Source organism: Bacteriovorax sp. Seq25_V, from assembly GCF_000447795.1.
GTDB lineage: Bacteria > Bdellovibrionota > Bacteriovoracia > Bacteriovoracales > Bacteriovoracaceae > Halobacteriovorax_A.
This window is the reverse complement of sequence record NZ_AUNI01000019.1, coordinates 40,501-64,373: the sequence shown is the minus strand read 5'-3', so window position 1 is coordinate 64,373 and position 23,873 is coordinate 40,501. Positions and strand designations below refer to the sequence as shown.

17 protein-coding genes are annotated in these 23,873 nt (G+C 37.4%); 6 read left to right on the top strand and 11 right to left on the bottom strand.

What is annotated here, in order from left to right:
• Positions 1-5: 5 nt before the first annotated feature.
• Complete coding sequence (gene hemB, locus M900_RS11705; RefSeq protein ID WP_021275134.1) at positions 6-992, bottom strand: porphobilinogen synthase; 987 nt, start codon at positions 990-992, stop codon at positions 6-8.
• Entirely contained in the window at positions 992-1,426 is a 435-nt protein-coding gene (locus M900_RS11700; protein WP_021275122.1) for a SufE family protein, read from the bottom strand. Before M900_RS11700 ends, hemB begins: the two co-directional genes overlap by 1 nt.
• A gap of 118 nt (positions 1,427-1,544) precedes the next feature.
• Between M900_RS11700 and M900_RS11695 the strand changes: the two genes are divergently transcribed.
• Positions 1,545-2,801, top strand: coding sequence for a hypothetical protein (locus M900_RS11695; protein WP_198296010.1), 1,257 nt, complete (start codon positions 1,545-1,547; stop codon positions 2,799-2,801).
• Here the strand turns inward: M900_RS11695 and M900_RS11690 are convergent.
• The 4 genes from M900_RS11690 to M900_RS11675 all read right to left on the bottom strand — a co-directional run bounded on the left by M900_RS11690 (position 2,793) and on the right by M900_RS11675 (position 11,447).
• Complete coding sequence (locus M900_RS11690) at positions 2,793-3,062, bottom strand: hypothetical protein (RefSeq protein WP_021275199.1); 270 nt, start codon at positions 3,060-3,062, stop codon at positions 2,793-2,795. The two genes, M900_RS11695 and M900_RS11690, sit on opposite strands and share 9 nt — an antisense overlap.
• Positions 3,063-3,078: 16 nt before the next feature.
• Positions 3,079-3,915: a ParA family protein gene (locus tag M900_RS17265; protein ID WP_021275229.1), complete on the bottom strand. Its 837-nt coding sequence runs from the start codon at positions 3,913-3,915 to the stop codon at positions 3,079-3,081.
• A gap of 58 nt (positions 3,916-3,973) precedes the next feature.
• Positions 3,974-8,971 carry a hypothetical protein gene (locus M900_RS11680; RefSeq protein WP_034732564.1) on the bottom strand — a complete coding sequence of 1,666 codons (4,998 nt, stop codon included), beginning with the start codon at positions 8,969-8,971 and terminating at the stop codon, positions 3,974-3,976.
• Between the two features lie 166 nt (positions 8,972-9,137).
• A complete protein-coding gene (locus tag M900_RS11675; RefSeq protein ID WP_021275110.1) occupies positions 9,138-11,447 on the bottom strand; it encodes a tail fiber domain-containing protein in 2,310 nt (769 codons plus the stop codon).
• A gap of 127 nt (positions 11,448-11,574) precedes the next feature.
• On the opposite strand from M900_RS11675, the gene M900_RS11670 reads away from it, so the two are divergent.
• Positions 11,575-12,504 carry an outer membrane protein beta-barrel domain protein gene (locus M900_RS11670; RefSeq protein WP_021275275.1) on the top strand — a complete coding sequence of 310 codons (930 nt, stop codon included), beginning with the start codon at positions 11,575-11,577 and terminating at the stop codon, positions 12,502-12,504.
• A 36-nt stretch (positions 12,505-12,540) separates the two neighbouring features.
• On the opposite strand, the gene M900_RS11665 is transcribed toward M900_RS11670, so the two are convergent.
• From M900_RS11665 to M900_RS11655, 3 genes are all read right to left on the bottom strand, one after another.
• Positions 12,541-13,956 (bottom strand): L,D-transpeptidase, encoded by a 1,416-nt coding sequence (locus M900_RS11665; protein WP_021275265.1) that lies wholly within the window; start codon positions 13,954-13,956, stop codon positions 12,541-12,543.
• A gap of 115 nt (positions 13,957-14,071) precedes the next feature.
• Positions 14,072-14,746 carry an FKBP-type peptidyl-prolyl cis-trans isomerase gene (locus M900_RS11660; protein WP_021275212.1) on the bottom strand — a complete coding sequence of 225 codons (675 nt, stop codon included), beginning with the start codon at positions 14,744-14,746 and terminating at the stop codon, positions 14,072-14,074.
• 100 nt (positions 14,747-14,846) lie between these two features.
• Positions 14,847-15,347 carry a ribonuclease H gene (locus tag M900_RS11655; RefSeq protein ID WP_034732651.1) on the bottom strand — a complete coding sequence of 167 codons (501 nt, stop codon included), beginning with the start codon at positions 15,345-15,347 and terminating at the stop codon, positions 14,847-14,849.
• Positions 15,348-15,623: 276 nt separating this feature from the next.
• On the opposite strand from M900_RS11655, the gene M900_RS11650 reads away from it, so the two are divergent.
• From M900_RS11650 to M900_RS17745, 4 genes are all read left to right on the top strand, one after another.
• Positions 15,624-16,304, top strand: a complete 681-nt coding sequence (locus tag M900_RS11650) for a M14 family zinc carboxypeptidase (RefSeq protein WP_021275185.1) — start codon at positions 15,624-15,626, stop codon at positions 16,302-16,304.
• Between the two features lie 172 nt (positions 16,305-16,476).
• Positions 16,477-17,304 (top strand): hypothetical protein, encoded by an 828-nt coding sequence (locus M900_RS11645; protein WP_034732559.1) that lies wholly within the window; start codon positions 16,477-16,479, stop codon positions 17,302-17,304.
• Positions 17,305-17,326: 22 nt separating this feature from the next.
• A complete protein-coding gene (locus tag M900_RS11640) occupies positions 17,327-21,277 on the top strand; it encodes a zinc-dependent metalloprotease (protein ID WP_021275221.1) in 3,951 nt (1,316 codons plus the stop codon).
• Between the two features lie 322 nt (positions 21,278-21,599).
• Positions 21,600-21,764 carry a hypothetical protein gene (locus M900_RS17745; RefSeq protein ID WP_157680646.1) on the top strand — a complete coding sequence of 55 codons (165 nt, stop codon included), beginning with the start codon at positions 21,600-21,602 and terminating at the stop codon, positions 21,762-21,764.
• Positions 21,765-22,000: 236 nt separating this feature from the next.
• Here the strand turns inward: M900_RS17745 and M900_RS11635 are convergent, their stop codons facing one another.
• Entirely contained in the window at positions 22,001-22,846 is an 846-nt protein-coding gene (locus tag M900_RS11635) for a ferredoxin (RefSeq protein ID WP_021275155.1), read from the bottom strand.
• A 51-nt stretch (positions 22,847-22,897) separates the two neighbouring features.
• Entirely contained in the window at positions 22,898-23,839 is a 942-nt protein-coding gene (gene truB, locus M900_RS11630; protein ID WP_198296009.1) for a tRNA pseudouridine(55) synthase TruB, read from the bottom strand.
• Between the last annotated feature and the right edge of the window lie 34 nt (positions 23,840-23,873).

The following is a 23,873-nucleotide window of genomic DNA, read 5'->3' as shown; positions in this document are numbered from 1 at the left end:
TACTATCAAGCTAGGTACTTAATCACATCTCTAATGAAATAAGTAAGGATCATATCTGCACCAGCACGCTTAAATGAAGTTAGCATTTCAAGCGCAACCATATCGCCATCAAGCCATCCCCTCTCACTTGCGGCCTTAACCATGGCATACTCACCAGAAACATTATAGGCAGCAACAGGAAGCGTAGTATTTTCTTTCATCTCTTTGATGACGTCGAGATAAGAGATACCAGGCTTTACCATTAGAATATCTGCCCCCTCTTCTTCATCAAGCTTAATCTCTCTAATCGCCTCTTTTACATTATGATAGTCCATTTGATATGTTTTCTTATCACCAGACTTTGGTGCACTATCAAGAGCATCTCTAAAAGGTCCATAGAAGTATGAAGCATATTTTGCAGTATAGGCCATGATAAGAGTGTTGTGAAAACCTTCATTATCAAGAGTCTCTCTAATTGCGCGAATACGACCATCCATCATATCGCTTGGCCCAATGATATCACTTCCCGCTTGTGCCTGATTAAGGGCCATCGCACTTAGAATATCAAGAGTCTCATCATTTAGAATTTCACCTGTTTTATCATCAACCAAACCGTCATGCCCATCGCTTGAATAAGGGTCCATTGCCACATCAGTCATAATAAGCATGTCAGGAATTGCGTTTTTAATATCTTTGATTGTTTGCTGTAAAAGACCGTTTGGATTTTTTGATTCTGTAGCAAACTTATCTTTTAGAGATTCATCAAGGGCCGGAAAAAGAGACACACACTTGATTCCCATCTGCCATAACTCTCTAACTTCTTTTAAAAGAAGATCACGCGACAGCCTTGAAAAGCCAGGCATTGATTCGATAGGAACACGCTTATCTTTGCCATCAATTAAAAACAATGGAGCAATAAGGTCATTAGTGGTCAGTGAGTTTTCGCGAATTAATGATCTTATTGAATCATTCTTTCTATTTCTTCTTGGGCGCTTAAGATTTAAGTAACTCATTAGTTAATCCCCATTTCAATCTTTGTTTTAAATGCAATCGCATACATTGAGATTTGTTTGATCATACTTGATAGACCATTGGCGCGACTCATTGATAAGTGTTGTCTTAAACCAATCGTATCTAAGAAGTCTGGTTTTGTTGCCAGGATCTCATCAGGAGTTGCACCGGAGTAAATTCTAACAAGAACCGAAACGATTCCTTTTACAATTGAGGCGTCACTATCTGCTTTAAAATAAACTTTTCCATCAGAAACACTAGCATGTAACCAAACTTGAGATTGACATCCCTTCACTTTATTCGCTTCGGTTTTATACTCGTCTTCCATTTCTTCAAGACTTTTACCAAGATCAATAATATATTTATAACGGTCTTCCCAATCTCCAAGATGAGAAAACTCTTCAACTAAACTGTCTACTCTCTTTGTTATTTCCATCACAAATCCTATTTTCAAATAATTAATTCAATAACTTATAGCATAATAAGACCCTATTGAAAAACGTAAAAATTGCTATCTATCACAGGTGGAGGTTATGCCGTAATATACTGATATTATGTTAAGAAAATTACTACTACCCATTTTGTTAATGACAATTAGTCTAAATATCACGGCCAAAGACTTTTCGTTTTCTCTTGGTACTCTTAATCTTGGCGAAAAGCGTCTCTCTCTTAATCTAGATAAGGTAAAGGTAGTTAAAGAGAAGTCGAATCCAGATGTGAGCATTCGTGTTGTAAACAACTCGACTGAATGGGCCCGAGAAGCAGGGAATATTCTTTCGCCAAAGGCGCTAGTTTCAATTTCAGTAAGAAGTCCAAAAGTGGTCTCACTTAAATATGAAAGTCAAGTTCTTCTCTCTCAAGGAGAAGGAGTAAAAAATACTGTTGTCTATATCGATCTTTACAGTCCAAAACCGATTGAAATTTTTGAAGATGAAAGATTGATTGAAATAGTTAATTTTGAGTTTAACGCCAAATCACAAAATAATGAAGGTGTCGTTATCGACTACTCATGTGCGCCTTATGGCCTTGAAGTCGAAGGAATTGAAAATGAATACGCGACACTAGGGTGTGTGCGTGAGAGACTTGGAAAAATTGGAAGCGAAAGAAATAGAATTATTGTCACTGCAAAAGTGAATAAGCTTCGCTCTCCTCTTAATACATCGGCTCCATATTTTGCAATTTTAATGAATGAAAGACCTGTCATTACAACTCTCCAAAATCCAAATGAAAAGCTACAAGTCAAACTTAAAGCAAAATTTCCAAAAAGGGCCAATCGCGTACACTTGGCGTTAGGGCTAGGTCCCTATACTTTCAACACCCATGATGGAGACAAAGCAGAGAAGGAAGAAGCTGCTCCAGCGCTAATGATCTATTCAAAATTAGATATCAGTGATGTTTCTTCATTTCGTTTTTTTGAGGCATTAGTTTATAAGAAGTCGCTCTTTAGCAATACAGGGCTCTACTTCGCTTATGAGCTAGCTACGGCCTTTGATAATAAAGTTCAAATTGTTCCTCTCCTTGGAGCGCAGATTTTGACATATAAGTTTGATTCGAGATCGAGTACAACAAATAAAATTATCTACCCTCAGGGCTTTGAGGCATCCTTCAATCATGCCCTTGGGATAAAAAACTTCAACTTTACCTATGGAATGTTTCTATCAACTCAAACGAATGAGACCTATAAAAATTTATGGCTTCGTTGGGGAAAGAAATATTTTTGGGAAATCAATTATATTAAATGGGCAAGAGAGAGAAAGAATGCAGAAATGCTAGGGATCTCAATTGGGATCCCTATTGGAAAATTATTTTAGGCCAGGAACAAAGAGCGAGACTTTGTTTCTGATATCTTCAAGAAGAGCAACAAATTGATCAACAAGATCTTGTAAGAATAAAAAGAAACCGTAGTTCCCCACCTGACCAGAAATCATGTCGAGAATTGATTGGAAAATTGTCATTAGCGGCTCAAGACCAAATTTTTTAATAAGCATATCAAATACTCCAGTAGCAGATTCAACATCCTTACCATCGTTTGTTACAACATAAAGTGGATTTTTTGCTTTTGCTGAACTCATATAAACTCCAAAATTTTTAACTATTCCATGTCTCTATTATATCGGCAATTTCATTAAATTGTTGATGAATTTGTGAAAACTCTTGGGCCTGGTAGTCATAAACTGATTTTTTCGATGCTTGGGCCTTTACAATTTGCGCCTTATTATAAATTGGAGTGAGAATATTTCTCTTTCCAAAACGAGCTTCAATCATGTCCGCAATCTCATTAAGATCATACTCTTCCTGTTTTCTTCTCGTGTCCATAAGATTTGGAATATGAACGATGACTTCAGGAACGTCGACAATCCCCATATCCCTAACATCTTCAAGCATTTCATAGAAGTTATGAAGACCCTTCTTCGAAAAGTCATCTGGTCTAAAAGGAACAATAGTTCCATGGCCTGCACAAATTGTATTAATAACAAGAAGTCCAAGGGTTGGAGGACAATCGATGAGGATATAATCATAACGGTTTAAAAGATCATTCTTTTCAATAAATCTCTTAAGTATTAATTGGCGAGGTACATTCACCGCCGCCATAGTAAGCTCAAAGCCAGAGAGTTCTTGTCCTGCAGGAATAAGATCTACATTTGAATCTGTTTTAACAAGAACTTCATCAACAAGTAACGGTCGATGTAGTGCCTTCAGTTCACGGACAGAGTTCACAAGTAATTGATGAATATTATTTTCAGTTTCAACATTAAAAAGTAGGGAAAGGTTTGCTTGAGGGTCAAAGTCAATACAAAGAACACGATGTCCTTTTCTGGCCAAAGCATGGGCACTATTGAAGCACATGGTTGTCTTACCAACTCCACCTTTTTGATTCAAAAATGCGATTACTTTCTTTTGCTCTGTCTTAGCCTTGAAAAACATATGACCTCCATTGGAAGTCATATGATAACACTAAATTTATGTTAAGGTAAATTAGGATTTAATCAGCATCGTATTCATAATAAGGAATTCTTGCGATACAACGATAACCTATGTCTGTACGTGCTGCACTAGTAGGAGATACCAACTCAAAGTGGAAAACCCCCGCCGCTTCCTTATCAGTATAACCACCTCCACTAACAATTCCAGCACTTGCACCACTTGCACCAAGTGTAAAGACTGACATATTTAGTTTGATAGTATCATTTCTAAAGCTTAGGTTTGTATCATTAACCGCAAGCATATAAGCAAACGCGTTATCAGTAGACGTACTAAATTCATTAGTTATTGGAAGTCCACTTCCCATATCAATTTTTAAAGCATCATAGGTCTGATTTTGGATCTGCCACTCATCAATAAGTCCTTCACAAGAGTTATCTACAGATCCATCGATATTGTTACATGGACCAGTTTGTGTCGCTTCATCAAAAGCATAAGACACGGCCGATCCACCACCTCCAAAAGCATTAATATCTTCAGTGGCAAAAGTAGAAGTAAATGTATAAAACGGATCACCAGTTTGATTGTAAGTAAATGTATCGGAAGCACTCAACCACTCCCCTACGTTTCCTATACTATCTTGCACTCCAAACATAGACACACATGCAGCCGTTTGTAGAGATCCTGTATAAACAGAACGAATCGATGAAGATGCGGTCCCAGGAATTGAATAGAATGTAAATGAGTCAGGAAGTTGATTATCTGTATATCCGTAAGTGATACCATGAGCACCTGAAGAGTTACACTTACTTTGTGAATTTAAAGACTGACCTTGTTCATACTGAGAAGCAATACTATTTGTAAAAGTTGAAGTAATTTCCCACTGAGAGTAAACAAATTGTTCTTTCTTAGTAGGCAGGGACTTTGTAATAGAAGCTCCAGTAAGTCCAGCTATTGGCTCCAAACTAATATCAGCACAAGAATTAGCAGCAAAATCTCTATCGACTCTTGTTAATGGAGGTAGATAGGCCACTTGCCCAAGACCAGACAGACCTTCATTAGTAGCAAGACTATTGGCCTCTCCCCAAGTTCCAGCATCTTTATAATAACAAGTTGCTGTACTTCGATCATAGAAGTAATCCCCATCAATTCCATCAGAACCATCAACTGGAGCACGTCCATCAATACAACTTCCATCAGTTGTTGAACAACCACTAGAAGTATAAGGACATCCCATTTCGAAACGATTGATAATAAGATCATTTTCAATATCGTAAACAGTCTCAGTAGAAGAACTAATTGTAGGATAGGCCTCAATTGTTCCACCAGAGTCTGTGAAGATCGTACTTGTCTTTCTATCTGCAAAACCGACATATTCACATATATAATTAAGTTCTGGTGACTTTGTCGTTGATGGATAGTAATCACAGATTTTCTTATTCATCATCCAACGGTGTGCAAATACCGTGTTATTAGGAGGAGAAATAATTCTAACTTTACTTAGGTTCGAGTTTGAAGTCGCTTCTACAACATTTGTTCCATCTGTCACAACAGGTCTTACTTCGTAAGTATAGACTCTATTTGGAGCAGGAGGGATATGAGAATTAGTCCCATTATCAATATACTCAAAGACATTGGCCGCGATTACAGTTTTATTTAAAGGGTTTTTATAGTCAAATGTTTCACCTGATGCCTTACGATAGACATAGTATCCTGTAACAGTACCACTTCCAGAAACTTGGAATGGTTCCCACTCGATACTGATTTCAGTAGTTGAAGAATATGGCTTCCAGCTAGCTCCATCTGAATACCAACAACGCTGATTATCTTGAGCGAGACTAGAAGTATTATAAAAATAAACATTTTTATTATTTGCTGGAACTAATAGTGCATCTAGCTCTGCGATAAGATCTGTTTCTGTAGTCGATGATAAGTTTGATGTACAACTCGCAGAACGAGCAGCCCCCAGTGCGGTATCACATGTATTTGTACTATCATCGAGATCAGCATCAGATGAAGAAGAAATTCTGGTCCAGCTTGAAGTTCCTGCTGCTGTTGCTTTGAAACAATTTCCTGCCCCATCTCTAAAGATAGCATTTGCTGAATCAGCGCTTACACTTGTTGGGAGTGCTGGATCGGCATAAACATCGTTAGACACACAAGCCCCACCACTATTACAAGAACTTAAAGAGTAAGTACATTTTGCAATTGAGTTAGCATCATATCTTTTAACTTCAGTAATATTACAAAAAGATTTTGTCGCAGGAATCGCTGTCCATGAACTCGACCCTGAAGAAAGTGAACGATAACATCCCGAAGCTGTTTGGTATATTGCGCCTGCAATATCCGCAGATGCCGAAGGTGATCCAGAACTTGAACTAAAACACGTTCCCCCACCATCACAAAGATTTGAAGAGAATGCGCAGCTTGAATTAATTGGAGACCATGAATTTTTTCCTGGTGCCGTTGAAACATAACAGCCAGACGAAGTTTTATAAACAACACCTGTAAAGTCTGCAGACGCAGAAGGCGAACCACTAGAAGTCGAAATACAGGCCGAACCATTATTACACTTATCCAAAGAGTAAGTACAAGTCGTATTTTTTTCAAGTGGTAAACCAAACTTATCTGTTTTTATACCAACTGATTTAATCTTTGCCCAACCATTGTGAATTATACTTAAAGGCAATACTTCAACTTCAAAACTAGCTGTTGTAATAAGACCCTGATCATCATTAATTTTTAAAGTGATAATTGAAGTTCCAACTTGTCCTGAGACTGGAGTAATTTCAATTCTCAAACGTCCATCGGAAGCATCATTCGCCGTCTGGTTAAGTGTAATCGCTGATGCCGTTATCCCCGATCCTGTTGCATGATCGACGAGAGCATTATCATACTTGCCATCATTATCTCCGTCGTAGAAGAACTTTATATTAGCTTTTGGAGTCAGAATACTATTTGATACTGTTAAGTTAGTACTAGGTTGAGAGATTTGTACATCTTCTCCATTCTCGGCACTATCTCCACCTTCGTTTACAACAATATTATCAATGATAATTGTCTGCTTCTCACCAACAGAGACCTTTTGAATATAATTACTTACCCTCTCCCAAGAAGTAATACTTGAGCTTAAGTAACATCCACCATTTTTCTTATCGTAGTATGCAACAGGATTTGAGCTCGTATGTGAAGATGGAAGAAATTTTGGTGCATCGTCACCAATACAACCGGTAATACCACATTCCGTTCTTCCACTAACTTGAGAGTATTTTGAATACTGACAAATTGTTGGAATATCAGAGACAGGATCAATTGTAACATTTATTTTTCTCGGAGCAGAATTTAGAAGCCCATCATTAACAACATAGTAGAACTCATCCGTTACACCTGAAGTATTTCCGTCTAAAGGAAGATAAGAGCAAGAAAGATCTTGAAAACTACTAGTGCCTGTAAGGTTCATACAACCACTTAGTGTTCCATATGTTCCTGCACCGCTTGAAAGAATATTACCAGCACTGTCTGTTAGATAGTAATTTAAAGCTGCACCAGAAATATCATTTTCATTATCTTGACCGGCCACTAGATTCACAGGAAAAGAAACTGGATTCCAGTCACTACTTTCATTTCCAGACTCGGTCACATCTGCCATAGAAGCAAATGTTGGCGGGTCATTAGTCGCAGTAATATTAACGGTGATTGTTGCATTATTTGAGAAGGCACCATTAGAGTCTTTTACATAGTATTGGAAAGATGTTGATTGAGATGTTTGTGCAGATTCATTTAAAGTGAAAGTACAAGTCGTACTCAAACGATCATCACCGAAACATCCTGTTGTAAATCCAACATTTGAATCGAGAATTGCACCAGTTAAAACATAGTACTCATATGTCTCACCTGTATCAACATCTGTAGGAATTGGAAGACTAAAAGTAGCACTGTCCGCAGCGCCAGCATTTGTTCCACTCTCCGTAAAGTTCCAAGTTGTGTTCGAAACTACTGGAGCATCAGGAACACTTACGACGTCACCACTTACTGTGGATACATTCGAAGTGCTACCATTAGACGAAACAGTGTAATCAAAATAATCTATTCCGGTTGCATAGTAATTTGCGGCTCCCATAACAGTTACAGAACATGTGCCACTTGAACAACTACACGCAGAAACCTGAGTTAAGTTTGAGTTTAAATTAGAAATAGTACATGAAGTAGCAACGTCTCCATCTGGATCTGCATAGGCCTGTGTTGTAGGAGTCCCTCCATACGCGTATGGAGTCAATGAAACAGTAATAAAACTATCTTCGTTAAATGAAAGTCCTGAGATATCTCTTGTTTCTGGAGCTCTATCTACATTTGTAATATTAACTTCGAGTGTTTTAATATCACTATTTCCATCTGCATCAGTTACGTAGTATTTGACGTACGAAAGGCCATCTGTATATGTGATAGGCTGCAATGTTACATTACACGCACCATTAGTACATTCACAAAATGCACCTTGAAAATTAATTGATGCCTGCGCAGTTTGAAATCTAAAAGACTCGACAAGCTCAGCAGTAATACCCGCAGTAATTAGAGTTGGTGAATTATTGATCGCATCAACTATGCGATCAGAAATCGAAGAACCACTTCTCATACGAACGACAACTGTTGAACCAGAGAGATATGCCACCTCACTTCCAACGGCTACAGTATTATCATTAACAAGGCTTAGAGTATAATAAAGATGAGCAGCATTTGTAACACTACCGCGGTAGATAATCCCTTGCGACTTAATCACACCACGAAGGCCAGTGAAAGATTCGGAGATCGTACATGAATTTACGAGGTCTCCATCATTATCAGTGTATGAAATTGGATATGAAGCTTCTGCAGCGTTTTCTAAAATTGTCAGAGATGTTGATGTTGCAACAGGAAGACGAGGTGTTGTATTAATAACACAAGTTCTTTTCACTTCATCAAATAGCTCATTCTCTCCACAAGTTGCACTTTTTTTAACTTCCTGTGGCGTACACGAAACTATTAGAATTATAAATAAAATGAATCCAACAAAACTCTTCATTTACTACCCATTTATACATTTACCCAAGTGACTTATCGCCTTTGATAAATAATTCTTGAGCTAACTCACTTAATTTTCGTACAAAAATGGACGTTTATCATTAATCACATGATATTAACAACTTAGAAAATCTAGGGAATATTTGTTCGAATAAAAATGCAAAGATTTAATTGCAAAATGGAGCATCAGTATACTTTTGGCATAGGAAGCTTTTCATTTGTTCATTTTCCTCTTTGAGTTTAGAAATCTCACGGGCCTGCTCTGCAACAGCCCCCATCGAGTACATCTGAAGTTTTGAGTAATTAACTTTATACATGCCATCATCGTCTGTAACAACAGCATCAGGAAAAACTCTTAGTACTTCCTGGGCTATAACCCCCATTGTACGATGGTCAGAGAAATGTTTCTCCGGAAACTCATCTTGTCTCCAACCGTATTCAACAAGTCGAAGCTCCTTAAATTTAGACCAGATCCCATCTACAGCTTCAATATCTTTTTTAAAACGCTCATCAGAAGAACAAGTACCAGCAATTGTCGAACTTCCACTATCAACTACACAATCATCAACCATTAAACTACCAGCAATTTGCATCATCACCGAAGCATTAGGTGTAATCGTTCCAATCCCAACACGATTATTAGTTGAGTCTGTATAGAGAAGATTAGTATCAACCACGATATCGGTTGCAGTTACTCCTGCAAGAGTAGTTGCTCCAGAGACAGAAAGAGTTGTACCAAAAGTTGCACTACCTCCGGCAGAAATATTACCAGAGAATGTCGAGTTACCAACAACATCGAGCGCTTCAGTTGGGGCTGTTATTCCAATACCCACTTTACCATCGTGTGAAATTCTAACTTTTTCAGTGGCCCCTGTTGTTGCCGTTGCTGTTGTATAAAATGATAGATTCGTTCCTGTATTGGTTGCTGTCCAATTTTCAGTGGCCGTCGAGGCGATCTTTGCCCCCTCAAGAAAACTCGTTCCATTATGACCTGAGAATTTGACTGAGCCTAATCCATTTCCAGCTAGCGTTTGCGCTTCAGCTCCCTCATTAGCTCCAGAATTAGAAATAAGATTTAAAACAGCTTCATTAGTCTGATAAGAATAAATAGATGCCGTAGTTTCATCAACACTTCTAACGTCAAGACGAGAAGTTGGAGTAGCTGTTCCAATCCCCATACTACCACCATTTGTAATTACAGCCTTTGTTGAAGATTGTGTTTGAAATAAAATTTCTCCAGTTGAATCACCATTATTATCAGCAGAAATCAATGTCGTATCAGGATTTGTTAGAGAATTTGTAGAAGTAATTCCTGTTAATTGAGAACCATCACCAATGAACGATGTTGCATTTACAACACCATTAACATCAAGTTCGTAACCAGGAGAAATAGTATTAATACCAACATAACCTATATTACTGATAACAAAATCAGGAGATGCCCACGGTGTTGCACTTCCTGGATTAGAAGCATTTAAGAAATAATATGAAAGTGTTGAAGTTCCACCAGCAGAACTTCCATAAGTACCACTATAAACATGTTCAACGCCGTTAATTCCAAAAGTCATCGAACGAGACCAATTCGCATTCGCCGTATCAGTTCCACCTGTTAGGCTAAGAACTTTTCCGTTATTATTACCCATAAGAGTTGGCTCACTAAGAGTTAACAAATTAACAGGTGTTTCAGTTCCTATTCCAACTTCTCCTGCGGTATAAAAGAGATCAACTCCATTTCTTTGAAAGAAATTACCACTGGCCGTATTAGTTAGACGAGTCCATTTATCATTAATTCCATCATAAACAATCCAATCTCCTGAGTTATAGTCAATAGCAATTGCTCTCGTCCCCACTCCATCAATATCTATATTTGAAACTGAAGTTGTTACAACATAAAAATCACCATTATTAGGGGAAACATTTGGCTCGATCCCAGCTTGAGGAAGGTAAGTTCCACGAAAGTCCAATCCTGAAATATTTCCAGGTGCCCATGTTGAAGAAGCAGAATCATATATAAGGGCCTGACCATCAACCGCCCCCATATCATCTAGCTTAGCCGCAGTAACTGCGCCGTCAGCGATCTTCGCTGTCGTTATAGTTCCATCGTTAATAATGAAAGTAATTGGCGTACTCGCCTGGCCGTAAGAATTAGATATAACTAAAGTCGAAATTAGATCAGTGATAAGCCTTACTGATGAAGATATTGAAAAAGTCGCTGTTGTGGAAGTTTTAGAAACAACTTGTAAGTCATATATATTTGCAGACTGTACGAGTTTCGCATTTCTTAAATCATCAAGATATTTTCCAGTAACTTGAAAGGTAGTACTCGTTGGCACACTTACAGTGCTAATGACCGGAGGACTATTTGTTTCTTTTTCTAAAAGTCCTTTAGCGGTCGCGGTTTTCCCTTTAGGCTCTTTTACGCACGAAGAGAAAATAAGTGTAGAAAGTAATAAAGAATTAAGTACTATTGTTTTCATATCAACTACATTTCGACTTATAAAAATAAAAGTTTATTTATTTTAAACCGACTGCATTTATCAACTTATTAAAATAGTACAAAATTGCCTTTTGTTAATTTATAGATCAAAAGATAAAATAGAATTGATGAAAATATTTACGATGATTTCACTTCTTTTATTATCTCAAGTTACTCTTGCTGAGGAAATTGAAAATAATAATCTTGTCATCATTCAAAAAGTCGACAACCGCGCTCAATCATTTGTTATCAGAAAAGGAATGGCCGATCAAATATACAAAGGTCAACGCTCTCTTTTTAGTAATAAGTCAACCTCAGTTGTCGCGAAGGCCATCACTGTCTCTAGAGACTTCTCACAATGGGAACTAGAAGATAAGAATGCTTCCGTCTCTTTTGAAAGTGGAGACATAATAACAGTTAGCTACTCTATCGAAAAAATATGGACAGAAATTCCTCGCATGATCAGCGACAAAGAGTACCAGAATATTCTAAAAACAGAGCGAAAACTACTTCTTAAAAAGTATGGAAAGCTCTACGAAGGAAGATTTCAAATTCTTGGTGGTATTTCTCAAGGACTAAGTGAATCAACAACCGAGTCAGAAAATAACGATGGTGCTCGCGTTGGAAATAATTATAAATTTAAATACACAAAAGCTTTTAATGATTTTCTACGCTATGAAGTTGGATTTCGCTATGACGACGATGTCCTAACTTTAAGTAGCCCTGATCTTGAAATTAGCTCGCAGAGATATATGGCAACAGTTGGCCTACAAACACGTTTTAATGACTTTTGGGAACTTGATGCAACTCCATACGCTTCCCTTTCTTTGGGTTATGGAAAAACGCAATCACAACTTAATGAATCAGTAAAAACAGGAACTGCTTCAATAGTTCCAAGCTTTACTCTTGGTGTAGATATTCCATATAGTAAACGTTTTAGTTTTCTAATTGAAGGAACAGTTGAAAGTATTTCTGCGACGGAAACATTTTCTGACGGTGTGGAACAAAGAACAAATATTACACAGGCGCTTGTTTCTCTTGGGATAGAATTTAACTAAAAAAAAAGGCCAGTTAAACTGGCCTTAATTTCAAACTTACTTTCCGTGTACCCACCAACGATATAATCTATCTTTCAGTGATCTTTTCTTTCTAATATTCTTGATACAGTCATCATAATCTTCAGCATTTTGCTTCTTAGCTCTTGCTAATTTTTTTTCCATATCTTTTACTTCACGCTTATACTCACGATCTTTCTTCTTTTGATCTTTTTCAAACTCTTTGATCGCCTTAGCTCTTTCTTTATCAGTCATCCAGTTATTAACGTAATCATTAATATTTAACTTGTATGGAGTATAATCAACTTTGAATTGGCTATCATCAAACTTGAATCTCTCTTTACAAGCAGCGACCTTACCTTCTCTCTTCTCTTTTACTCTCCACCACATATCGTAATCAAAAAGAACATTAACATCATCATCAACATCGTCTTTAAATTCAGAAATTGGTGCTTCCGCTTTATAGTTATACTGAAGTTGAACTAGGTCATCGATATCAAGAGCAAAGTCAGGAGATGCAGCTGAACCAGTGTTTAAAACTCGTTTATATGGCTTATCTCTCTTTGGAAATGGGTGCTCTGACTTATCTGCTAAATTAAAATTAACAACAATTGGAGTTTTCCCAGTAGCAGACTCAGTCACTAACCAATACATTGTATAAAGGTCAGCATCAAGCATCCTCATACAACCATGACTATCAAAAGCACGGATGAAATCATCACCATTTGGTTGTGCGTGAAATCCAATCCCAGTGAAACCTTCTTTAGGATCTTCTTGAGACAATAAACGGATGAATGGTTTACCCATATAGTATCTTGGCATTTTTCTTTCATACATTGCATAACGCTTATCAAGTACGCCATTTTTAAATCTTGGTGTAATAATAGAAACACCCTCATTTAAAACGTTCTCATCAAGCGCACCGACACCAAGTGGGAATACCATTTTGATTCCAAGGGCATCGTCTTTAACGATTGCCTTTCTTGCTCCTAGAGCAACTTCAACAGAAAGCGAAGTATCTTTTAGTGCACGAATAGATGTTTGATAAATCTCAACATCACCTTTAACTCTACTTCCACTCTCTTCAAGCTCGTCACCTGTTGCAACAAGATTAACAAAGAAGAATTTCTCTGCCTGATCTTCGCTATCTTTTAATTCGATGAATGCACCAAGTTTATACTTAAACTTAGATCCATCTCTTTGTGGGAAATCTGTTAGAAAAAGATTGTGTACTTCTTTAACATTTAACCCAACAAATAATTCATCAGTATTTTTTTCTGCCCATTTTGAAAATAGAGATAATTTAGAATCGATTTCTCCACGAAACCTTGCAACATCTGAAACTCTAACATTTTTAACATCAGAGTAGTTTGTTCCTTTCTTAACCCACTCAGCAAATGCTGGTGTCGAAAGTAGCATTAGCGAACAAATTAGTCCGTTAGATAATATCTTCATATATTTTCCCCCAATTAGTTTTGGGCTTTATACACGAAAATAACGTAGTGTTCCATTCGGGTGAAATTTTTACAAAAAAAAAGGGCCTAAACTAGGCCCCTCATTATAAATTCAATTATTTTTTAAAACTTAGAAGCTCAACTTCGAATACTAAAGTTGCTCCACCAGGAATTGAAGGAGGTGCACCTTGATCACCGTAAGCAAGTTCAGATGGGATCACTAATTTAATTTTTCCACCCTTACCGATTAGTTGAACACCCTCTGTCCATCCTTTAATTACTTTATCTAGTGGGAATTCAATTGGCTTATTCTTCTTATAAGAAGAATCAAATTCAGTTCCGTTAATTAAAGTTCCTTTGTAGTGAACTTCAACTGTATCAGTAGCTTTTGGTTTCTCTCCAGAACCTGGGTTGATAATTTTGTAAGCTAGACCAGAAGCTGTTTTTGTTCCACCTTCATTCTTAACGAATGCTTCAAGGAATTTTACACCATTTTCTTTCTCTCCAGCAGAATTTGCTTGAAGTCTTGTTTGGATGATATCTCTGAATTTATATGCATATTTCATCGTATCATCAACTTGTGCTTGATCTTTGGTCATACCGTCTCTAACACCAGCAATTAGTGCTTCAACTTCTCTTTCATTTAGTTTGAATTCTTTGAATCTCTTTCCGTAAACATGTCCTACTGAGTAGAAAGTTTTGTCGTCATCTGATTCAATTTTTGCTTCTTTCTTATTACAAGAAACTAGCACCATCGATCCTAGAACTAGGAATGGAATAATTTTTTTCATGCAACATCCTTTGTAAATTATAAATTTTTCCTTAAATTTATTTGTAAATACTAATGTAGAAAGGATATCCCTAGTTACAATAATATTCAAGTATTATGCATTAATTATTTAGATTATCATCCAAAATCTGGTTGGCCAATTGATCACATCTCTCATTTTGAGGATGCCCACTATGTCCTTTTACCCATCTAAACTTGAGATTTTTAAATTTACTCGTAATAAAATCGAATTTCTGCCACAGATCAAGATTTTCAGGTTCTTTCTTATCTGCCTTCTTCCAGCCCCTCGCCTTCCAATTTGGTAGCCACTTCTCATGGCCATCGATGACATATTTTGAATCACTATAAAGTATAACTGCAGTTGATTGCGGTTTTTTTTGATCGGCGAGATGTCTAATCATATACTCAAGGGCCTTTGTCGCTCCAAGAAGCTCCATACGGTTATTTGTTGTTTCAGGATGAAATTCGCTTTGCTCAAAGAGTACTGTCCCATCCACATCCTGACCTACCACGCCCCATGACCCAGGCCCAGGGTTTCCACGACAGGCACCGTCAGAGTAAACAGTATAAGCATTAAGGTCTTTTGCCTCACTTGGAACAATAAAGTCAGTATTGATTGCTGAAACAGCTGTCTCATCATCTGTGATGTATTCATTGGCGAAATCAACTAACTCTTGTACTGCATCATTTATTTGATAATCGTTTTGGCTTAATTTATCTAAATATTCTAGCACTGCTAGAACCTGTTTCTTTTTCATGGTGACCCCTATTTATAAAATAATAACTTGAATATTACACAAATCCAAGAATTGAGTTTTTTTCAAGACTTTGAGTATTGATATTGATAAAATATTTGATGAAATTTAAAAGGATAGAATATGCATTTTCATGAATTAAATTCAGGTTTCAGCGTTGAAGGAACGGAGATAAAATCTTATCGAACGGATGTCGATGGAGATAAATACATTTATTTAATGGCAGGAGTCCATGGTGATGAAGTCGAAGGTGTTTACGTTGTTGAGCAACTTTTTAACTGGCTAAAGACTCAAGATCAAATGCATATACCGCTTGTCGTTGTTCCAATCGTTAACGTAGACGGCTACCGAGCAAACACACGTGTGAATGCTAATGGAGTAGACCTCAATAGAAACCTGTCAACTGACTGCTGGACTAGTGAAGTATCTGAAAAGAAATACTACCCAGGTAATAAACCACTTAGCGAACCTGAAAATCAATACCTCATCAATCTATTTAAAAAATATCCTCCAGGACTAATATTATCAATTCACTCATGGAAGCCACTTGTAAACTTCAATGGTGATTGTCTTGATGTGGCAAACTACCTAGGAGAAAGAAATGGGTATGAAGTTGTAGCGGATATTGGCTACCCAACTCCGGGTTCACTTGGAACTTATGGGCCAGCAAAACTTGATTGCCCAGTTCTTACATTTGAATGCCCTATCTTTAATGACGAAAAAGGACTCAAAGAAATTTGGTTAGAAAATGAAGATGCCTTCAAAGGTATTTTCCTCGATAAAATTTATTCTCGCTTCCTCTAAAACTGTTCATATTTTTATTAACTGCATGAATAATTTACACTCGGCCCCACTTCGGGGCCTTTTTATTATATTCTTGAGTGTAATAGTCACCTTCTGACACCGATTTTACTGGCACTGTATTTGCAAATACTTGCGTACATAACTAGTGATAGGAATTACACAGGGAATGATAATGACAAAGAAAATGTCTATCTTATTAATTTTATTGGCCTCAAAAGCTATGGCCCAACAGGGCGTAAGTGAAACAAGTGTTAAATCGCCTGAAAAAGCGTCTAAACTGTGGTCAATTAGTCTCTCTTCGACACTAGAAACGGATTCAAAACCAACTGGTGATGTCGAGAAGTCTTATTCAAATACGACATCCCTTGGGTTTGGTTATAAATTGCCAAATGAATTTAAGGCGGGATTATCTTTAATCCTTGATAAAGATCTTGAAGGTGAAAGAGAGCAAAAACTTAGAGATCCGAGTTTATCTTTATCACGTGCACTACCTGTATTCGCAAAGTACTGGACTTCAACTGCGAAACTTTCAACAAAGATACCAGTATCAGAAGCTTCAAGAAAAACAACAGGTCTTCAAACAGCACTTTCTGCATCGGTTACATTTCTTTACGACGCTTCAAATATCGCAAAGGGATTAACGATTGGATATTCACCTTCAATCATTAATAACTTTCACGAGTACAAAGTAACAACAAGTGGAAAATCTAATACACAAAGAACATTATCAAACTCTCTGATGTTTGATTACGCGTTTAACGATAGCTTTGGAATTTATCTTGGTAATACTTACTACCGCAACTTTACATACGATGGTAACTACAACGACTTCTTTTCTTTTGATCAGTCAATCACTTACTCACATGAAGTTGGGGCATCAGCGACGATTGGCCACGCAATTGGTGGTTCAGCACTGGCCGTAAACGGAAAAGAATCAAACGTACAACTTTTTGATAAAAATGAGTCTACATATTATTTTACATTAGGATTTAGATATTAAGTCTAAAGCTACAGGAGTGAACATGTCTAAAAAGAATTATCTATTAAGTACTCTTGTTCTTGCAGGTCTAATTACAGGATGTGCTAAAGAGCGTGAGTTTGAAGAAGTATTTAAGTCTTCTGAGAACGGTGGTCTACAAGCAAAAGCAAGTATCGACACTGAAGCAGAATTCTTATACGTACCAACGTCGCAAGGTGTACCAAGATATACAACTGCGATGGCGCCATTTGTTCAAGGTAAAGAGCGAATCATCAAATTTAAGTTTGAAGAGGATGCAATTGTTGCTTACCAAATGGAAAAGGATCCTTCGTTTACAGATAATACGCTTAACAATAAGCCAATCTTGAAGATTCCTGTATCGTATCACGCTTACCGTTGTAGACTTAACTCAAATGACGAGTGTACAAATGAGGAAGAAGAAAACTCAGAACTTGAGTGGTTCCAAAAAGATAAGTTTGTTGCAAACTTTGCAGGAACTCAACTTCTTGAAGCTGATAGTCTAGAGCTTCCAAGCTCTGGAGACTCATGTTTCATGCCAATTGGAGACAGACTACTTAAAGACACTCTTGAAATTACAAAGACAGACTTAAACTTTACAATTGAAAAGACTTATAAATTTATCGACACACCTTCATGTTACGAAAACCTAATGTACAATGTCGAGACATGGCAACAATATAAGCAACAGCTAGAAGATAATGCTGGTGCGATTAATGTTCGTGTTCACTACTCTTTTGCAAAACTAGACTCTATTGCATCACCAAACTATGAGAAAGTTAACTACCCTGTTGATGATCATAAACTATTTGGATTTTTTACAACTGAAGAAAAAATTAAAAACGATGACATGAGAACAGATTATACATTTGTAATGAACAGATGGAATCCAGAACGTAAAGTTATCGATTATCACCTAAGTGATGAGTTTAACAAGAAAACAACTTACGATGAAAATGGTAAAATTGTTACTCTTGGAAATGAGTACTTAAAAGAAGCAACTTACTATGCTTTTGATAGAATGAATAAAGCGATGGCAAGAGACGGTGTTAACCTTTTCTTAAAACTTCATGAGCCATCAGGAAAATCACCAGGAAGCTTAAGAAACACGATGATTGTTCTTATTGAAGATATCGCTTCTGGACTATTAGGATACGGACCAACAGTAGCAAATCCAAGAACAGGTGAGATCGTTAAAGGTCACACTAATATGTACAAAGGTTCACTAGAGTCATTTGCACCATATACTTATGATTCAATCGTATGGTTAGAAAGAGAACTTGAAAGAGAAAAGAATGAAAGACCACTTCCTCCAGCAGATGCAGAAAAAGCTCTAGGAATGGCCGGACCACTTCTTAAGAAGTCAACAGCTGCAGAGAGAACAAATGCTGTTCAAAATGCACTTAACCTAATTGCAAAACTTGACCTTGGAGAAAAAGATGCTCATGGCCATAACCACAAGCATGAAAAAGTAAATAAATCTCTAGGTAAGGTTCAGCTTGGTAAGAGACTTACTAAGGGTGCAATTAAAGAATTCCTTAATAGAAAAGTTGAATTCAGAAATGAAGATGCGCTTATTAAGAGATTTGAAAAAGCGAACCCTGAATTTACAAGTCGTTATGCAAAACAAGCGAAAGCAAAAGAAATTCTTAACAGAAACTCAGGTTTTACATCTGACATGTTAAACTTTCAATCTCTTGGAAAAGTATCTGTAAAAGAAATCAATACTGTTAAAGGTATTAGAGATGAAAAAGGTGCACTAAAAGATTGGATTGAATTAACTTCTGATCAAAAATTTCAGTTAACTAAAATCCTAGCGAAACATGCATATGTTCCAACTCTTGTTCACGAAATTGGACATAATCTAGGTCTTAGACACAACTTCTACGGAAGTGTTGACAAGGATAACTTCTACTCTGAAAAAGAGAGAAAAGAGCTAGGTATTGATGGCGGATCAGTATACTCATCGATTATGGATTATGCTTACTCGTCACTTAACGAATTATCAACATTCGGTAAGTATGATACTGCAGCATTAAAATTTGCTTATAACAGAGAAGTACAATTAACTAATGGAAGCTTTGTTAAGCTTGGAAAATCTACTCTTCTAAACAAAGTACCTAACCTTAAAAAATATGGTTTCTGTACTGATGAAGATGCTGGTTCAATGCTTACTTGTAACAGATTTGACGAAGGTTCAAACGTTAAAGAAATTATGAACCACTTAGCTGATAAGTACCAGGAAAACTACTACTGGAGAAACTTAAAGAATCGTAGAAAGAACTTCAACGACAGAAGTGGTGCGTGGAACTATATTGTATCGACTTACTATACAATGCTTGACGTTAGACAAATTCACGAGCAGTGGCAATCACTACACACTTACCTAGGACAATTCCAAGGGTTTGAGCAACTAGCAGTGACTGGATGTTCAGCTGAGCAAAGAGCTTCAATTGGTGACTTCTGTGATTACGTACAAGAAACAAAGGATGCAAACGATGCAGCAGGAAGATTCTTTCTTGATATTATCAAGACGCCTGATCTAACTTGTGATGCAAGTTTAACTGCAACAATCGGTGGCCAAGAATGGATTACTGATGCAAGAGTACCATTTGTAATGAGTGAGTCTATGTCTGAACTTACATTTGATCTTCCAAATGACAAAGGTTCTTACAAGCCATGGACATGTTTTGACAAGAATATCCCAGGAGCAGTCGTAGAAGCATACTCACAAACTCTTATGAATATGTGTCTTCAAGCAACTGGTAACAACGTAGCTGTATGCCAGAGTCAACTACAGATCTCTGCTAAAGTTGAAGGTGAAGTTGGTAAGTTGCACAATGACGTAGACGCTGCTGACAGAACAAACGAAGACCATGACTCTTCTGATATCGAAATTAGAGGTAACTGGATTGATAAAGCATTCGCAATGGAATTCTTAACAAATAAAGAACTTCTAACGACTGCTGGTGCAAGTAACCACATCTCATTTGTTGATGTACCAGGATACGATGCAGAAATTGATAACTTAGTTAGACACTTAGTTTATGGTGAAGAACTACATGATCCAATGAGATTTACAGCTGCAAACGGTATGAAGTACCCTGCACCATTTGAACTAGACCTAAGTATCAAAACAAAAGTACCATCTTTAAAATGGACGATTAAGAACTTTATTCCAATCTTAGACAAAGAAAACTTTAAGTTTGGACCAGTTCTAGCGCAAGTTGCAAGAACGAATGCTCGTTCAAGTATATCAGATGCGGAAACTGAAGAAGAGTACAGAGCAAGAAATGCATTCGCAGATAGTTTAACTGTTTACAAGAATGCTCTTAACCAAGACAGTGATGAGTTTGGAGATGTAATTGTATCTAAGACTAAAGACTCTACTTTCGAGTACGGAGCAGCGAAGAGAAATACAATTGCGAAAGAACTAATTGATAGACTTAACGGTCTACAAGATGAAATCGCTACTCAGATTTCAGCGATTAAGAAAACTGTTGATGATGCTTCAGTTCAACCAGCTCCAGTTCCAGCTCCATCTGAAGATGATGTAGCAACTGACGACGCAGCTTCAGCTGATGACTCAACTGATGTTGCTTCAGAAGAACCAACTCAAACTGGGCCACAAGCAGAACCAACTGCTGGAAAAGAATTGATTGAAAAAGTTATCGACCTTAAAACAGTATATGCAACAGCTAAGACTGACGTTGATACACTATTCAATGTATTTCTTGAGGCGCAGATGAGTGGTCAAGATATCAACGAAGCAGTAGGCAAATATATCGACAAAGTGGGTCTCGTAAGATTCCAGTATGCATACGATGTATTTTCTAGAGTGTATGGAGAGATGTCTAAGGAAGAAAGTGAGCTATTTGAGAATTTCTCAATGAATGACCTTAAGTATGCTCTTATGTCGACAGAAGATAAAGTAGAAGCGAAGAAAAAGCTTAAAGCTGGATTATTCGGACTATAAGAATCAATCACATTCAAAAATAAACTGGGCCCTGCTAAACGCAGGGCCTTTTTTATGTCCAGGATGGACGGTATGTCGACGAGAGGCAGGAGCCGAAGTCGACGATGTCCAGGATGGACGGTATGTCGACGAGAGGTAGGAGCCGGAGTCGACTGTAGAAAGCAATTATCAGAATGATAATTGATGACGTCCAACCTCTTGCCTGCAGCAAAATGCGGGAGCATTTTGATGTCAGAGCTTTACCGTTGTGCCAATGTCAAAAAAACGCGAAGAATGAGCGGCTCACTCCTTCTGCACACTTAACCACACAAGCGTAAAATATATGATAGGCTACGCTGATAATGGTGTAAAAAAATGGAAGGGGTTCATGGATCATTGGGATGAGTTAGGTATTGAGTATAAGCACTGCTTTCATCCAGAATCGTACGAATGGAAACTTTTTAGACTCGATAAGGTATCAATTATTGTTGCTACCTTAAGTGCTTAAAGAAAACCCTCACCCACTCAATGTCGACGTCAAACAAGGACAATCCGCACATGCTCAATGGCAAAATACTCACGCATTTTGCTGCAGATAACAGTCCACTGGACATCGTCGACATACCGTCCATCCTGACATCGTCGACTCCGGCTCCTGCCTCCCGTCGACATACCGTCCATCCTGGACATAAAAAAGGGAGACTCAAGTCTCCCCTTATATAATACTAAATTTTAGTTTTTAATTTATGAAGCTTTTGTAAACTTGATAACTTCAACTGGACAAGCTTCCGCAGATTCAAGAATTTTAAGACCATCGTTAAGTGGTGCATCTGGACGAATTAAACAAGTCGTATCAGTAACTTCAAATACCTCTGGGTAAATACCTTCACAAGCATTACAAACGATACATCCATCTTCAATCCAAACCTTAGCAACAGTAAAATTCTCTTGTGCCGGAGCCGCTGAATCAGCAGCAGCTGTAAAAGCACCTGCGAAAGCTGGGTTAGATTGAATCTTTAAGATCTTCTCAGCCGTTTGTGGAAGTGGATCTGCAATAAAGCTTCTTGTTGTTTGATGATAAACTGGCTTAGTTTTTACATAACCATATTTCTCATTAAAAGAAGCAACAGACTTATTAGCCGCTCTAAAGTTCTCTAGGAACTTTCTTGTCTTATAATTAAAGTAGTGAGTGATTCCATCTTTCTTAGAAACAACTTCAATTTGAAGAGTTGAATTATCTAATCCCGTAGAATTTAGAATCTCAGTAAATGCTGGCCCTAAATTAACATCAACACCAAAATCAGATGTCTGACCTGCAAAGTCTGCAGATACATCAACTTGAGTTGGTTTTGCGAATGGATTAAAAAGTCTTAGTTTTACTTGGTCAAAAGAAGCTGGCTCTCTTGCATTATTCCAACGGAAACCAAATGCAAAACCACTCTCACCATTTTCAGACTTCAAAATTTCTAATGAAGGTCTTGCAAATAAGAAGTGTAAAGCACCCGAAAGTAAACTTAATACTCCTAAATTAACAACTAATCCTAATACTACTAAGAACGCAATCCCCATTGCTAATAGCGTTGTATTCACCCTAACTCCTTGAAAACTAAAATTGTCAAATCTCTAATATTCTACCATAACTTAACTTCGATCGTCCAAAGAATTACGAGTAGTTAAGTTGTTTATTTTTAATGTTTCCTGACCACTATAGCTAATGCAATATGTTACATTACCTTGACAGACCTCAACAAGCCCCAGTAGCTCCTGTGCGAAGTATACCCAGTAATGGGCATCTTCCCTATCCACGGTAAACTTTTGCCCATTACTAAACTTAAAGTGTTCAGTATCTGTAAAATCAATACGTGGAAAGTCCACCAATGACTCAATATTCTGTGCATATTGTGAAAGAAAGAACTCCTCATCGAAGTCTTCTTTTTCTAATACACCCAACTCAAAAGAGTTCTCAATGAAGTGTGGACCAATCTTAGATCTTCTAAGCTCTTTTAAGGCCCCAAAAGTTCCAAGCTTCAATGCAAGATCTTCAAAAAGAACTCGAATATATGTTCCACTCGAACAGCTTACCCTAAAAGTAACTTCATCACCTTCAACGGCCAGAAGCTCAATCTCGTAAATATGACGACGAACGGGGTCTTTTTTTATCTCCACACCTTCACGGGCCCACTCATAGAGATTTTTACCCTCAAACTTTGTTGCAGAATACTTATGTGGAACCTGATCATACTCACCCAGAAACGACTTTAAAGTTTCGTCGATTAGTTCATTTGAATATTTCAAAGAACTATAATTATCATCTTTGTAATACTGGTCTTCCCCTGCCGTAAAGTCACCAGTCTCACTCTTAATCCCAAGAACTCCTTTCGCGATATATTCTTTAGGAAGCTTTTGAGTGTAATCATTAAGTCGTGTTGCCCCACCAATACCGACAATCATCAGGCCATCGGCAAAAGGATCAAGTGTACCAAAGTGACCGATTTTACCAATTTTTTTAGACAAAGCTCTTTTAAATTTTCTAATCACATCAAACGATGAAACACCAACGGGTTTGTTTACTAGAAAAAACAAAGGCCCATAATAAGGGCCTTTATATTTTGTGGAA

What these genes read in the sequence shown, in the direction of transcription:
- M900_RS11695 (WP_198296010.1), top strand. Translation starts at nt 1,545, where the DNA reads ATGTTAAGAAAATTACTACTACCCATTTTGTTAATGACAATTAGTCTA.
- M900_RS17265 (WP_021275229.1), bottom strand. Translation starts at nt 3,915, where the DNA reads ATGTTTTTCAAGGCTAAGACAGAGCAAAAGAAAGTAATCGCATTTTTG.
- hemB (WP_021275134.1), bottom strand. Translation starts at nt 992, where the DNA reads ATGAGTTACTTAAATCTTAAGCGCCCAAGAAGAAATAGAAAGAATGAT.
- M900_RS11665 (WP_021275265.1), bottom strand. Translation starts at nt 13,956, where the DNA reads ATGAAGATATTATCTAACGGACTAATTTGTTCGCTAATGCTACTTTCG.
- M900_RS11690 (WP_021275199.1), bottom strand. Translation starts at nt 3,062, where the DNA reads ATGAGTTCAGCAAAAGCAAAAAATCCACTTTATGTTGTAACAAACGAT.
- M900_RS17745 (WP_157680646.1), top strand. Translation starts at nt 21,600, where the DNA reads ATGATAGGCTACGCTGATAATGGTGTAAAAAAATGGAAGGGGTTCATG.
- M900_RS11640 (WP_021275221.1), top strand. Translation starts at nt 17,327, where the DNA reads ATGTCTAAAAAGAATTATCTATTAAGTACTCTTGTTCTTGCAGGTCTA.
- M900_RS11660 (WP_021275212.1), bottom strand. Translation starts at nt 14,746, where the DNA reads ATGAAAAAAATTATTCCATTCCTAGTTCTAGGATCGATGGTGCTAGTT.
- M900_RS11675 (WP_021275110.1), bottom strand. Translation starts at nt 11,447, where the DNA reads ATGAAAACAATAGTACTTAATTCTTTATTACTTTCTACACTTATTTTC.
- M900_RS11645 (WP_034732559.1), top strand. Translation starts at nt 16,477, where the DNA reads ATGACAAAGAAAATGTCTATCTTATTAATTTTATTGGCCTCAAAAGCT.
- M900_RS11650 (WP_021275185.1), top strand. Translation starts at nt 15,624, where the DNA reads ATGCATTTTCATGAATTAAATTCAGGTTTCAGCGTTGAAGGAACGGAG.
- M900_RS11700 (WP_021275122.1), bottom strand. Translation starts at nt 1,426, where the DNA reads ATGGAAATAACAAAGAGAGTAGACAGTTTAGTTGAAGAGTTTTCTCAT.
- M900_RS11680 (WP_034732564.1), bottom strand. Translation starts at nt 8,971, where the DNA reads ATGAAGAGTTTTGTTGGATTCATTTTATTTATAATTCTAATAGTTTCG.
- M900_RS11670 (WP_021275275.1), top strand. Translation starts at nt 11,575, where the DNA reads ATGAAAATATTTACGATGATTTCACTTCTTTTATTATCTCAAGTTACT.